This is a genomic window from Rhizobium halophilum, assembly GCF_021648825.1.
Taxonomy (GTDB): Bacteria; Pseudomonadota; Alphaproteobacteria; order Rhizobiales; family Rhizobiaceae; genus Neorhizobium; species Neorhizobium halophilum.
Genome location: NZ_JAKJHS010000002.1, coordinates 449230 through 462078, shown reverse-complemented (window position 1 = coordinate 462078; position 12849 = coordinate 449230). Strand labels below are relative to the sequence as shown.

12 protein-coding genes are annotated in these 12849 nt (G+C 60.3%); 6 read left to right on the top strand and 6 right to left on the bottom strand.

The window, feature by feature from the left end; genetic code table 11:
• Positions 1 to 61: 61 nt before the first annotated feature.
• Genes LXM96_RS06750 through coaD form a run of 3 tightly spaced genes read right to left on the bottom strand, consistent with a single transcriptional unit; the run spans position 62 to position 1704 of the window.
• Entirely contained in the window at positions 62 to 577 is a 516-nt protein-coding gene (locus tag LXM96_RS06750) for a peptidylprolyl isomerase (RefSeq protein ID WP_239997608.1), read from the bottom strand.
• A 39-nt stretch (positions 578 to 616) separates the two neighbouring features.
• The gene (locus LXM96_RS06745) at positions 617 to 1189 is read right to left on the bottom strand and encodes a peptidylprolyl isomerase (protein ID WP_239997607.1); all 573 of its coding nucleotides are present in this window, start codon (positions 1187 to 1189) and stop codon (positions 617 to 619) included.
• A gap of 20 nt (positions 1190 to 1209) precedes the next feature.
• On the bottom strand, positions 1210 to 1704 hold the full coding sequence (coaD, locus tag LXM96_RS06740) for a pantetheine-phosphate adenylyltransferase (RefSeq protein WP_239997606.1): 495 nt from the start codon (positions 1702 to 1704) through the stop codon (positions 1210 to 1212).
• Between the two features lie 276 nt (positions 1705 to 1980).
• Here coaD and LXM96_RS06735 point away from each other — a divergent pair, with 276 nt between their 5' ends.
• Together LXM96_RS06735 and LXM96_RS21580 are read left to right on the top strand one after the other, a co-directional pair.
• Complete coding sequence (locus tag LXM96_RS06735; RefSeq protein ID WP_239997605.1) at positions 1981 to 2160, top strand: hypothetical protein; 180 nt, start codon at positions 1981 to 1983, stop codon at positions 2158 to 2160.
• A 25-nt stretch (positions 2161 to 2185) separates the two neighbouring features.
• Complete coding sequence (locus tag LXM96_RS21580) at positions 2186 to 2320, top strand: hypothetical protein (protein WP_262913532.1); 135 nt, start codon at positions 2186 to 2188, stop codon at positions 2318 to 2320.
• A gap of 110 nt (positions 2321 to 2430) precedes the next feature.
• On the opposite strand, the gene gyrA is transcribed toward LXM96_RS21580, so the two are convergent.
• Positions 2431 to 5247, bottom strand: coding sequence for a DNA gyrase subunit A (gene gyrA / locus LXM96_RS06730; protein WP_239997604.1), 2817 nt, complete (start codon positions 5245 to 5247; stop codon positions 2431 to 2433).
• Positions 5248 to 5483: 236 nt separating this feature from the next.
• Between gyrA and LXM96_RS06725 the strand changes: the two genes are divergently transcribed.
• A complete protein-coding gene (locus LXM96_RS06725; protein WP_239997603.1) occupies positions 5484 to 6116 on the top strand; it encodes a MarC family protein in 633 nt (210 codons plus the stop codon).
• Positions 6117 to 6167: 51 nt separating this feature from the next.
• Here the strand turns inward: LXM96_RS06725 and LXM96_RS06720 are convergent, their stop codons facing one another.
• A complete protein-coding gene (locus tag LXM96_RS06720; protein ID WP_239997602.1) occupies positions 6168 to 6707 on the bottom strand; it encodes a single-stranded DNA-binding protein in 540 nt (179 codons plus the stop codon).
• A gap of 248 nt (positions 6708 to 6955) precedes the next feature.
• Here LXM96_RS06720 and uvrA point away from each other — a divergent pair, with 248 nt between their 5' ends.
• Together uvrA and LXM96_RS06710 are read left to right on the top strand one after the other, a co-directional pair.
• Entirely contained in the window at positions 6956 to 9877 is a 2922-nt protein-coding gene (uvrA, locus tag LXM96_RS06715) for an excinuclease ABC subunit UvrA (protein ID WP_239997601.1), read from the top strand.
• An 18-nt stretch (positions 9878 to 9895) separates the two neighbouring features.
• On the top strand, positions 9896 to 10702 hold the full coding sequence (locus LXM96_RS06710; RefSeq protein ID WP_239997600.1) for a DUF72 domain-containing protein: 807 nt from the start codon (positions 9896 to 9898) through the stop codon (positions 10700 to 10702).
• Here the strand turns inward: LXM96_RS06710 and LXM96_RS06705 are convergent, their stop codons facing one another.
• Positions 10703 to 12181 carry an NAD(P)H-hydrate dehydratase gene (locus LXM96_RS06705; RefSeq protein ID WP_394801908.1) on the bottom strand — a complete coding sequence of 493 codons (1479 nt, stop codon included), beginning with the start codon at positions 12179 to 12181 and terminating at the stop codon, positions 10703 to 10705.
• Positions 12182 to 12503: 322 nt separating this feature from the next.
• Here LXM96_RS06705 and LXM96_RS06700 point away from each other — a divergent pair, with 322 nt between their 5' ends.
• Positions 12504 to 12842: a P-II family nitrogen regulator gene (locus LXM96_RS06700; protein ID WP_239997598.1), complete on the top strand. Its 339-nt coding sequence runs from the start codon at positions 12504 to 12506 to the stop codon at positions 12840 to 12842.
• Positions 12843 to 12849 lie beyond the last annotated feature (7 nt).

The window sequence follows — 12849 nt, the reverse complement described above, 5'->3', positions numbered from 1 at the left end:
CTGCACAACAGAAAAGCGCCCCGGCATAACCGAGGCGCCTCGCAGTTTCGTTACGCTGCCGTCAGGCCGCGATGTCGGCAGCAACCTTGATCGAGACGATCGAATCGGGGTCTTGGACGGGCTCGCCCTTCTTGATCTGGTCGATGTTGTCCATGCCTTCGACGACCTGGCCCCAGACCGTGTACTGCTTGTTCAGCCACGGCGCGTCGGTGAAGCAGATGAAGAACTGCGAGTTGGCCGAGTTCGGGTTCTGCGAGCGCGCCATCGAGCACGTACCGCGGACGTGCGGGACCGCAGAAAATTCAGCCTTCAGATCCGGCTTGTCGGAGCCGCCCATGCCTGCGCGGCCCGGGTTGAAGTTTTCGCCACCCTTCTTGCCGAACTGCACGTCGCCGGTCTGCGCCATGAAGTCGGGGATGACGCGGTGGAATACGACGCCGTCATAGGCCTGTTCGCGAGCCAGTTCCTTGATGCGGGCCACGTGGCCCGGCGCAAGGTCCGGCATCAGGGCGATGACGACTTTGCCCTTGGTGGTTTCCATGATGAGGGTGTTTTCCGGATCCTTGATCTCGGCCATGGCCTTCTCCTTTTTCTTATCCGACGCCAAGCGCCTTTATCAGTTCGGTTTCCCGACGGTGACCTCGATCATGCGGTCAGGATCGGAAACTTCGCCGTTGCCACCTTCACCGCGCTTGATCTTGTCGACGTTCTCCATACCCGAAACAACCTTGCCGACAACCGTATACTGGCCGTTCAGGAAGGATCCTTCGTCAAACATGATGAAGAACTGCGAATTGGCCGAGTCCGGATCCTGCGAGCGTGCCATGCCGACCGTGCCGCGTTCGAACGGAAGGTCGGAGAATTCTGCAGGGAGATCAGGCAGCTCGGATCCACCCGTGCCGGCACGGTTGGGGTCAAAGCCGTCTTCCATATCACCGAATTCGACGTCGCCCGTCTGTGCCATGAATCCTTCGATAACGCGGTGGAAGGCAACATTGTTGTATTCGCCCTCGGCGGCCAGCTTCTTGATCTGCGCCACGTGCTCGGGTGCCACCTCCGGCAGCAGTTCAACGACCACAGGGCCATCCTTCAACTGGATGGTCAAGAAGTCGTCTTCGGCTGCAAGTGCCGGAAAGGCGAAAGATGCAATTGCAAGAGCGCCTGCGACGGCGAGACGGATCGGGTTCATGAGATCTCCAGTATGGGAAGTCAGCGTCTGAGCTTGTTCTTCATGGCCAGGAGGACGGGTGCTGGCACAAATGCGCCGACATCGCCGCCCATTGCGGCGATCTGCCTAACCAATGTGGCCGTAATGGGCCGCGACGCGACTCCGGCGGGCAGAAAAACCGTCTGGATGTCCGGCGCCATCTGGCGGTTCATGCCCGCCATCTGCATTTCGTAGTCGAGATCGGTGCCGTCCCTCAGGCCCCGGATCAGCAGTCGCGCCCCGTAAGCCCGCGCGGCATCGACAACGAGATTGTCGAAAGACACCACCTCGATATCCCGCCCCTTTTCCGGCAGTGCATCCAGGAGCGACGCCCGGATTAGGTCGGCCCGCTCCTCGAACGTGAACATCGGCACCTTTCCCGGATGGACACCGATGGCGACCACCACCTTTTCCGCCACCTGCAATGCTTGCAGCAGCACGTCCAGATGACCGTTGGTCAGGGGATCGAAGGATCCCGGGTAGAAAGCGATCGCCATGAAGATCCCGTCGTTTTTCCGCCTTTTGTCATGCTCACGGTTTCACTTCAAGTATCGCGAAGATGAACGCCAGATGAACGGCCCGTTCAAGGCAGGCTCATTGCGCCTGTGATTTTATGCGGACACGGGGCGGGAGACCAAGCCGGAAAGCAGGCAGCGCAGCAAGTCTGGCCGATGTGAGGACAGGCACAAGCATAAGGCGCACCGGCAGCTTTCCAGAACAAATTGGAACCAGATCGCGAAAACGGCGTTCTGGCAGCAAGAAGGACAACTGAGATGATCGAGAGAAGGAAGCCGATCATGCTGGACAAGATCTCCATGATCAACATGGTCTGGACAGCAATGATAGCGGCGATGCTCACGGCCACAGTGACCCTTTATCAGGATCGGTCGGAATGGACCGAATTGAACTATCCGCAGATGACGGGACGTTATCACGACCTCTCGTTCTACTGAGCGGTACTGACGAAAGAGGCAGGACATGTTCGTGACGTTGACGGTATTGGCGAGTTTGATCAGCATTATGTTCGTGGCATCGGTCGCGTCTACGATCGCTGAGCTGCGCCGCGAGAGCGAGGAAATGAAGGTCTTCGCGAAACGTCACGTCCCTTTCTAATCAACGTGTCATCGACAATAGAGTAGCGGGCTGCGCCGACGACCACGTCCTCCGCGCAGCCACAAAAAAGCCGGGCGAAGCGCCCGGCTTTTTTGTCTTGGTTCTCCCCGTCACTCCGTGTCGGGCGCTTCATCTGGGGCTTCGGCTTCCGCCGGTGCACCAAGATCTCCCGTCTCCGAGACGATCTCTTCCGGCAGCACCGTCCCGTTCTCATCTTCACCTTCCGGCTCGCTGATCCGTTCGACGGAGACGACGCGCTCGTCCTTGGCGGTAGAGAAGATCGTTACCCCCTTGGTCGCGCGGCTGGCGATACGGATGCCGTCCACCGGGACGCGGATCAAGACTCCGCCGTTAGAGACCAGCATGATCTGGTTGGAATCTTCCACAGGGAAGGCTGCAACCAGCTGACCGATCTCGTTCGTACGCGAGGTATCGGTGGCGCGAATGCCCTTGCCGCCGCGGCCCGAGGTGCGGAAGTCATAGGACGAGGAGCGCTTGCCAAAACCGCGTTCGGAAACCGTCAACACGAACTGCTCGCGCGCCTTGAGCTCCTGATAACGCTCTTCGCTCAGCTCCCCTTCGGCGCCGACCTCTTCGCCGACCAACGCGATGTCCTCTTCGTCGACACCCATGGCGCGGCGCTCGGAAGCAGAGCGCTTCAGATAGGCAGCCCGCTCCCACGGCTCCGCGTCTACGTGGCCGACGATTGTCATCGAAATGATGCGGTCTCCGGACTGCAGAGAGATGCCGCGCACGCCGATCGAGTTGCGGCCGGCAAAGACGCGGACGCTGTCGACCGGAAAGCGGATGCACTGACCGAGTGCGGTCGTCAGCAGCACGTCGTCGCGGTCCGTGCAGGTTTCGACAGAGAGGATCTCGTCGCCCTCCTCCTCCAGCTTCATCGCTATCTTGCCGTTGCGGTTGACCTGGATGAAGTCAGACAGCTTGTTGCGTCGTACGGTACCCCGCGTCGTCGAGAACATGACGTCGAGATTGTCCCAGGTGGTCTCGTCTTCCGGCAGCGGCATGATCGTCGTGATGCGTTCGCCGGGCTCCAGCGGCAGCATGTTGATGAGCGCCTTGCCGCGCGACGTCGGGGTTCCGATCGGAAGGCGCCAGACCTTTTCCTTGTAGACGATGCCGCGCGAGGAGAAGAACAGCACCGGCGTGTGGGTGTTCGCAACGAACAGCCGCGTCACGAAATCCTCGTCCCGCGTGGCCATGCCGGAGCGACCCTTGCCGCCGCGGCGCTGGGCACGGTAGGTGGTCAGGGGCACGCGCTTGATGTAGCCGAGGTGCGAAACTGTGACGACCATCTCTTCTCGTGCGATCAGATCCTCGTCGTCCATGTCCGGACCGCCCTCAAGAATCTCCGTCCTGCGCGGTGTGCCGAACTCGTCGCGAACAGCCGCAAGCTCGTCCTTGACGATCTGATAGATGCGCACGCGTGAGGAGAGTATGTCGAGGTAGTCGCTGATTTCCGCGCCGATCTTGTTAAGTTCATCGGCAATTTCGTCCCGGCCCAGAGCCGTCAGGCGGGCAAGGCGAAGTTCGAGGATTGCACGCGCCTGTTCTTCGGAAAGATTGTAGGTGCCGTCCTCGTTGATCTTGTGGCGCGGATCGTCGATCAGGCGGATCAAGGCCTCGACGTCATGCGCCGGCCAGCGGCGCGTCATCAACTGCTCGCGCGCGGTCGCCGGATCGGGCGCCCGGCGGATCAGGTTGATCACTTCGTCAATGTTGGCAACAGCAATCGCCAGGCCGACCAAGACGTGCGCACGCTCGCGAGCCTTGCGCAGTAGGTACTTCGTACGCCGGCTGACGACCTCCTCGCGGAAGGAGACGAAAGCCTTCAGCATGTCGATCAGGGTCAGTTGCTCCGGCTTGCCGCCGTTCAACGCTACCATGTTGCAGCCGAAGGAGGTCTGCAGCGGCGTATAGCGATAAAGCTGGTTGAGGATCACCTCGGCATTGGCGTCCCGCTTCAGCTCAATGACGACGCGGTAGCCCTGGCGGTCAGATTCGTCGCGAAGATCGGAGATGCCCTCGATGCGCTTGTCGCGCACGAGCTCTGCCATCTTCTCGATCATCGTTGCCTTGTTCACCTGGTAGGGAACTTCGGTGATGATGATCTGCTCGCGATCGCCACGCATCGGCTCGATATGCGCCTTGCCACGCATGATGACGGAGCCGCGTCCGGTCTCATATGCCGACTTGATCCCTGCCCGGCCAAGGATGAGTGCCCCCGTGGGGAAATCGGGCCCCGGAATGATCTGCATCAACTCGGGAAGTTCAATTGCAGGGTTTTCGATCAGCGCAATGCAGCCATCGATCACTTCGGTTAGGTTGTGCGGCGGAATGTTGGTAGCCATACCGACCGCAATGCCACCTGCACCGTTGACGAGCAGGTTGGGGAAGCGAGCCGGCACCACAACCGGCTCAGACATGGTGCCGTCGTAGTTGTCGCGGAAGTCGACCGTCTCCTTGTCGAGATCGTCGAGGAGCGTGTGCGCAACCTTCTGCAGGCGGCATTCCGTATAGCGCTGTGCGGCCGGCGGATCCCCGTCAATGGAGCCAAAATTGCCCTGGCCGTCGATAAGCGGCAGCCGGAGGGACCAATCCTGTGCCATGCGCGCTAACGCATCGTAGATCGCCGCATCGCCGTGCGGATGGTATTTACCCATCACGTCACCGGTGACGCGGGCAGACTTCACATATTTCTTGTTCCAGTCGATCCCCATCTCGCTCATGGAGAAGAGAATGCGCCGGTGCACGGGTTTCAGCCCGTCTCGCACGTCAGGGAGCGCGCGGCTGACGATCACACTCATCGCGTAATCGAGATAGGACCGCTGCATCTCCTCCATGATGGAAATGGGTTCAATGCCTGGGGGCAGCTTTCCGCCGCCGGGAGTGCTTTGCTCAGTCAAATCGGATCACGATCTTTGTTCGGAATCAGTTGTGTTTCTATATCGGAAAGAGGTCCGAAGCGCCAATTTCCGCAGCGGTTTTGAACAGCTTTCAAGTCTTGGCGGTCTATCGAGGCCGCGCTTAAGCGAACTGCGCAGGAAGGCAATGCAGACCCTCGCCCTTTCCTTGTTCGCCAACCTGTCCTAACAATCCCCTACGGGATCCGCAAGAACGGGAACATTGGCAAGGATATAGGATGGCGAGTGCCGACACGCTAGTGAACGCCTTCACGACACTGCTGGTGACGCTCGATCCGCCAGGCCTGGCACCGGTGTTTCTCGGACTGACGGTGGGGATGACCCGGACGCAGCGCCGGCAGGTCGCCATCCGTGGCTCCCTTATCGCCTTCGGCATTCTGGCCATCTTTGCGTTGTTTGGTGCAAGCCTCCTAGGGTCGCTGGGGATATCCATGGGTGCCTTCCGTATTGCCGGCGGACTTCTCCTGTTCTGGATCGCCTTTGAAATGGTGTTCGAAAGACGACAGGAACGTAAGGAGAAAACCTCGCAAGCGGCGGTTACCATCGACCATATTCACAATATCGCTGTCTTTCCGCTGGCTCTGCCGCTGATTGCCGGTCCGGGTGCCATCTCGGCAACCGTACTGTTGGCTGGTACGCTATCAGGGCCTTGGGACCGGGCGCTGCTGATCCTCGTGCTTGCCCTCAGCATGGGACTGGTGCTAACCATGCTCCTGATCGCGGAACGGCTAGACCGCTTCCTCGGTGTCACCGGGCGGGCGATTCTCACCCGTCTCCTCGGCGTCATCCTTGCGGCGCTCTCGGTGCAGTTCGTGGTGGATGGGATCAAGTCTGCCTTTGCCGCGGGCTGATCTCGGCTAGCAGTCATTTACCAATAAGATGGGCGCCGAAGCGCCCTCTCGTCAAAACGGGATATCGTCGTCGAGATCGCGGGAGAAGCCGCCAGCGCCGCCGCCCTGCCCGCCGCGGCTGCTGCCCGACGCCGGGCGGTCGTAGTCGTCGCCAAAGTTGCCGCCGCCGTAATCGTTTCCGCCGCTGACGCGACCGCCACCACCACCGCCGTAGCTTCCCTGCCCGCCGCCTTCACCGCCACGTCCATCGAGCATGGTCAGGGTCGAATTGAAGCCCTGCAGCACGACCTCGGTCGAATAGCGGTCATTACCGTTCTGGTCCTGCCACTTGCGGGTCTGCAACGCGCCCTCGATGTAGAGCTTAGCGCCCTTCTTCACGTACTGCTCCACTACCTTGCAGAGACCTTCGTTGAAGACCACCACCGTATGCCACTCGGTTTTTTCCTTCCGCTCGCCGCTGTTGCGGTCCCGCCAGCTTTCGGAGGTAGCGATGCGCAGGTTAGCGATCGGGCGGCCATCCTGTGTGCGCCGGATCTCGGGATCAGCGCCGACATTACCGACCAAAATTACCTTGTTGACGCTTCCAGCCATGTTTTTCACCTTGTCCGCCGCCCTGGAGGCGGCCTAGTCCATAGAATGGAGCAACTTAGACCATAAGCTTGCGGCATTGGCATTTACCAGCCAGCAATCCACAGTGTTTTTGTTCTTTATTTGTTCTATTATTCGTCTATGCTCGTGTCAAGCGACTCGCATTCTGTAGCGGCAGATGGTCTTTCTGCCTTCACACCGCCACTTCATTTACTACATATGAGCATTCGTCCTCCCCATCGAGCAGATTTATGAGCGAACTTAAGACGATCTCCATCCGTGGTGCGCGCGAGCACAACTTGAAGGGTATTGATCTCGATTTGCCGCGCAACTCGCTGATCGTCATGACCGGCCTTTCCGGGTCCGGTAAGTCATCCCTCGCCTTCGATACGATTTACGCCGAGGGCCAGCGCCGCTACGTCGAAAGCCTTTCCGCCTATGCGCGCCAGTTCCTGGAGATGATGCAGAAGCCGGATGTCGACCAGATCGAGGGCCTGTCGCCGGCGATCTCGATCGAGCAAAAGACGACTTCGCGCAATCCGCGCTCGACGGTCGGAACGGTCACCGAAATCTACGACTACATGCGCCTCTTGTTTGCACGGGTGGGTGTGCCCTATTCGCCTGCGACCGGGCTGCCGATCGAAAGCCAGACGGTCAGCCAGATGGTCGATCGCATTCTGGCGTACGAGGAAGGGACGCGTCTCTACATCCTCGCGCCGATGATCCGCGGCCGCAAAGGCGAATATAAAAAAGAACTTGCCGAACTGATGAAGAAGGGCTTCCAGCGCGTCAAGGTGGACGGCCAGTTCTATGAGATCGCCGATGTGCCGGCGCTCGACAAGAAGTACAAGCACGACATCGACGTCGTGGTCGACCGGCTGGTCGTCCGCCCGGATATCGGCGCACGTCTCGCAGACAGCCTCGAGACGTCGCTGAAGCTGGCGGACGGACTGGCGGTGGCGGAGTTTGCCGACAAGCCCCTGCCCGCATCGGAGACTGCCGCCGGCGGCTCGGCCAACAAGTCACTGAACGAGACGCATGAGCGTGTTCTGTTCTCGGAGAAATTCGCCTGCCCGGTCTCCGGCTTTACGATTTCGGAGATCGAACCTCGGCTTTTCTCCTTCAACAATCCCTTCGGCGCCTGCCCGACCTGTGACGGCCTGGGCTTCCAGCAGAAGATCGACGCGGCACTGATCGTGCCGGAACCGAACCGGACGCTGCGGGACGGCGCCATTGCACCATGGGCGAAGTCGGCGTCTCCCTATTACAACCAGACGCTGGAAGGCCTCGGCAAGGTCTACGACTTCAAACTCTCCAGCCGCTGGTCCGAACTTTCGGGCGAAGCACAGGCCGCCATCCTGCACGGCACGGAAGAGAAGGTCGAGTTTCACTACGCCGACGGCGCCCGATCCTACAAGACGAGCAAGACCTTCGAAGGCATCGTGCCGAACCTCGAGCGCCGCTGGAAGGAAACCGACAGCGCCTGGGCCCGCGAGGAGATTGAACGCTACATGTCGGCTGCCCCCTGCCCGGCGTGCAATGGTTTCCGTTTGAAGCCGGAAGCCTTGGCGGTGAAGGTCAACAAGCTGCATATCGGCCAGGTCACCGACATGTCGATCAAGCTTGCCCGCGATTGGTTCGAGGCGCTGCCGGAACAGTTGAACACCAAGCAGAACGAGATCGCGGTGCGCATCCTCAAGGAAATCCGCGAACGGCTCCGCTTCCTCAATGACGTGGGCCTGGACTACCTGTCGCTGTCACGAAATTCCGGCACGCTGTCCGGCGGAGAAAGCCAGCGCATCCGCTTGGCCTCGCAGATCGGCTCGGGCCTTACTGGCGTTCTCTACGTGCTCGATGAACCGTCAATCGGCCTCCACCAGCGAGATAACGCCCGGCTGCTCGACACGCTGAAGCACCTGCGCGACATCGGCAATACGGTGATCGTCGTCGAGCACGACGAAGATGCAATCCTCACCGCCGATTATGTCGTCGATATTGGCCCTGCTGCGGGTATCCACGGCGGTGAAGTCGTCGCCGAAGGTAGCCCGCAGGAGGTCATGGCAAACCCGAGTTCGCTCACTGGGAAGTACCTTTCTGGCGAGTTGGGTGTGACCGTCCCCTCCGACCGGCGCAAGCCGAAAAAGGGCAAGGAGATCAAGGTCGTGGGTGCCCGTGGCAACAATCTGAAGAATGTGACCGCCTCGGTACCGCTTGGCGTCTTCACGGCTGTTACCGGTGTCTCCGGCGGCGGAAAGTCAACGTTCCTGATCGAGACCCTCTACAAGGCGGCTGCACGCCGGGTGATGGGTGCGCGTGAGATCCCGGCCGAGCATGACCGTATCGACGGCTTCGAGCACATCGACAAGGTGATCGACATCGATCAGTCGCCGATCGGTCGGACCCCGCGATCCAACCCGGCGACCTATACCGGCGCCTTCACGCCGATCCGTGACTGGTTTGCCGGCCTGCCGGAAGCCAAGGCGCGCGGATATGCGCCGGGGCGCTTCTCGTTCAACGTCAAGGGCGGCCGCTGCGAAGCCTGCCAAGGCGATGGCGTCATCAAGATCGAGATGCACTTCCTGCCGGACGTTTACGTCACCTGTGACGTCTGCCACGGCAAGCGCTACAACCGCGAAACGCTGGATGTGCAGTTTAAGGGCAAGTCGATCGCCGACGTACTCGATATGACCGTCGAGGAAGGCGTCGAGTTCTTCTCGGCCGTGCCGGCGGTGCGCGACAAGCTGCAGGCGCTGTTCAACGTGGGCCTCGGCTACATAAAGGTTGGCCAGCAGGCAAACACGCTGTCGGGCGGTGAGGCGCAGCGCGTGAAGCTGGCCAAGGAGCTTTCCAAGCGTTCGACAGGTCGAACCCTCTACATCCTCGATGAACCTACGACCGGACTACATTTTCACGATGTCTCCAAACTCCTGGAAATGCTTCATGAATTGGTGGAGCAAGGCAACTCGGTGGTGGTGATCGAGCACAATCTCGAGGTCATCAAGACCGCAGACTGGATCATCGACATCGGACCTGAAGGCGGCACCGGTGGCGGCGAGGTCGTCGCGGTCGGCCCGCCGGAGCAGATTGTCAAGGAGAAGCGCTCTTACACCGGGCAGTTCCTGAAGGAACTGTTGGAACGCCGGCCTGCGCGGACGGTGGAAGCGGCCGAATAGCGGCAATCGGAGGGGTGTATGACCAGTCGCGGCAACATTCGCACGGGGATCGGCGGCTGGACCTTCGAGCCTTGGGAGGGGAGCTTCTATCCGGAGAAGCTCGCGAAGAAGAGGCAGCTGGAATATGCCGCCAGCAAGCTGAAGGTCATCGAGGTCAACGGTACCTACTACGGCTCCCAGAAGCCAGAGACATTCGCCAAATGGGCTTCTGAGGTACCGGAAGGCTTCATCTTTTCGCTGAAGGCGAGCCGGTTCACCACCAACCGAAAGGTGTTAGCCGAAGCCGGCGAGTCGATCGAACGGTTCTTCGCACAGGGACTGACGGAGCTTGGGCCGCATCTCGGGCCTATCCTCTGGCAGTTCGCGCCGACGAAAAAATTCGAGCCGGACGATTTCGAAGCTTTCCTGAAACTTCTACCGAAGACGGTAGAAGGGCTGCCACTGAAGCACGTCGTCGAAGTGCGTCACGACAGCTTCAAGGTAGCGGAGTTCGTCCACTTGCTGGCAAAGCACAACGTCGCTCCGGTCTGCGCCGAACATCATGATTACCCCATGATCGCAGACGTCACGGCAGACTTCGTTTATGCGCGGCTGCAGAAGGGGTCCGACGACGTTGCCACCTGCTATCCCGAAAGTGAGCTACACGCCTGGAAAGGGCGGCTAGAGACCTGGGCCGACGGCGGTTTACCCGAGAACCTCCCGCTGATCGATCCTGACCGGCAGCCTAAGCGCCAGCCGCGCGACGTCTATGCCTTCTTTATCCATGAGGGCAAGGTGAATGCGCCGCAGGGCGCCATGGCCCTGCAGGCAATGATCGACGGCTGATTAGTGCCTGACGTGCGGCGCGATGTGTCGGACGAGCGTCTCCGCGGTCATACCCTCGCCTGCCCTCAATGCTGCTTCTCCGTGGACATATACGCCAGCCGCCGCAGCTTCGAAGGCTGGCGTACCATTGGCCAGGAGCGCGCCGATGATTCCGGCAAGCACGTCCCCGGAACCGGCCGTTGCCAGCCAGGGGGGGGCATTCTCGTTGATGAACGCACGCCCATCCGGAGCGGCAATCACCGTGTCGGCGCCCTTGTAGACAACCACGGCATTGGATGACCTGGCAGCCAAAAGCACCTTCTCCACCTTGCTGAGATCCTCATCCTCCGCAATCGCCGGAAATAGCCGGGCGAACTCGCCTTCATGCGGCGTCAGCACAAGGTGCACATCGCCGCGGTAGGCATCGAAGAGTTGCGGCTGGTGGTTCCTGAATGAAGTTATGCCGTCGGCGTCCAGAACCAGGGGCCGCCCTTCCAGGGCCAGCACGAATTCGCGTGCCTTCTCCCCCACTCCGAAGCCAGGCCCGAGAACGAATGCCGAGAGCTTGGCGTTTGAAAACCATTTCAAGACGTCTGCGCTTGTCTCCATCTCCCTCAGCATCACCGCCGTCAGGTGACCGGCATTGACAAGCATGGCCTCTTTCGGCGATGCGACCGTCACCAGGCCGGCACCCGCGGCAAGGCCTGCTGCGGCGGACAATCTTGCTGCGCCCGTGTGCGACGCTCCGCCGGAAAAGACGGCGAGATGGCCGCGGCGGTACTTGTGGGACTGGGCATCCGGGAGAGCAAGCTGATGCTGCCACAGGATGGGGTGGTTGACTTTGATCTTGCCTGCAGCGGCGCGGATGATGCGGGACGGTATCCCGATATCGACAACCTCGATGTCACCGCATAGTGACCGCCCCGGCATCAGGAGATGCCCCGGCTTTCGCGCCATGAACGTGACGGTGTGTGCGGCTTTGAATGCCTTGCTCAGCGGGATGCCGCGGCGACCGCACAGTCCTGACGGCAGATCAATGGCGATCACCGGCAGTCCTGCGACATCGCTCTGTTCCATCAGCTGCTGCAGTTCAACCGGAACCGACCTTGCCGGACCTGCGCCGAAGACGGCGTCGATGACGGTATCGCCCTCGCACAGCTCCAATTCCGCCAGGGGGTATGGACGAGACTTACCGAGATCGTAGGCAAGACGTGCGTCACCACTGAGCCGCGCCGGATCGCCAAGCGTGAAGATCGCCACGTCGGCGCCGGCCTCGGTTAGCGCCCGCGCTGCCACATACCCATCACCGCCATTGTTGCCTGGGCCGCAAAGCACCACGAAGCGCAGTGTCTTTGGGTAATGCCGAAGCGCAGCGGCTGCAACGGCCTGTCCCGCCTTCTCCATCAAGCCATAGGAATCGATGCCGGACTGAGCCGCGGCACGATCCGCAGCGGCCATCTCTTCAGGCGACAGCAGGAGGGTCTTCAGGTCCATCTTCATTCCGCTATTGAACCCAAAGCCGACGGAATAACAAGCTTCGGCTGCAGCAGCATTGGTGACCGCCAAATGTGCATCTGCATAACTAATTGGCACTTACGCGGGCATAGTCCCTCTTCAAAGCGTGTGCAATTGGATTCGATCAAAGAGAACGCTTAAAAGAATGGCTTTGCAGCCGCTTCCGGGGCACAGTTGATGCGGGCCTTTACGCGCTGGAGGCGAATTTCTGCCCATTATTTGTCAAAGCGGCTTTTCAGACTGGCACGATACCTGCATTAGTATGGCGAGCCGGTTCACGGCTGCGTCAGGGGAGAGATTGTTTCTCATGAAAAAGATCGAAGCCATTATCAAGCCGTTCAAGCTGGATGAGGTGAAGGAAGCCCTCCAGGAGGTTGGCTTGCAGGGCATCACTGTGACGGAGGCGAAGGGCTTCGGGCGCCAGAAGGGCCACACAGAGCTCTATCGTGGTGCGGAATACGTTGTCGACTTCCTGCCCAAAGTGAAGGTCGAAGTGGTTCTCGCCGACGAGAACGTCGACGCTGTCATCGACGCCATCCGCAACGCGGCCCAGACCGGCCGCATCGGTGACGGCAAGATCTTCGTATCGAACGTTGAAGAGGTCATCCGCATTCGTACCGGCGAAACCGGTGTGGACGCGATCTAACGTTACC

Bases quoted from the DNA above. Each gene is read 5' to 3' on its own strand.
- LXM96_RS06750 (WP_239997608.1), bottom strand. From the start codon at position 577: ATGGCCGAGATCAAGGATCCGGAAAACACCCTCATCATGGAAACCACC.
- LXM96_RS06745 (WP_239997607.1), bottom strand. From the start codon at position 1,189: ATGAACCCGATCCGTCTCGCCGTCGCAGGCGCTCTTGCAATTGCATCT.
- coaD (WP_239997606.1), bottom strand. From the start codon at position 1,704: ATGGCGATCGCTTTCTACCCGGGATCCTTCGATCCCCTGACCAACGGT.
- LXM96_RS06735 (WP_239997605.1), top strand. From the start codon at position 1,981: ATGATCGAGAGAAGGAAGCCGATCATGCTGGACAAGATCTCCATGATC.
- LXM96_RS21580 (WP_262913532.1), top strand. From the start codon at position 2,186: ATGTTCGTGACGTTGACGGTATTGGCGAGTTTGATCAGCATTATGTTC.
- LXM96_RS06725 (WP_239997603.1), top strand. From the start codon at position 5,484: ATGGCGAGTGCCGACACGCTAGTGAACGCCTTCACGACACTGCTGGTG.
- LXM96_RS06720 (WP_239997602.1), bottom strand. From the start codon at position 6,707: ATGGCTGGAAGCGTCAACAAGGTAATTTTGGTCGGTAATGTCGGCGCT.
- uvrA (WP_239997601.1), top strand. From the start codon at position 6,956: ATGAGCGAACTTAAGACGATCTCCATCCGTGGTGCGCGCGAGCACAAC.
- LXM96_RS06710 (WP_239997600.1), top strand. From the start codon at position 9,896: ATGACCAGTCGCGGCAACATTCGCACGGGGATCGGCGGCTGGACCTTC.
- LXM96_RS06705 (WP_394801908.1), bottom strand. From the start codon at position 12,181: ATGAAGATGGACCTGAAGACCCTCCTGCTGTCGCCTGAAGAGATGGCC.
- LXM96_RS06700 (WP_239997598.1), top strand. From the start codon at position 12,504: ATGAAAAAGATCGAAGCCATTATCAAGCCGTTCAAGCTGGATGAGGTG.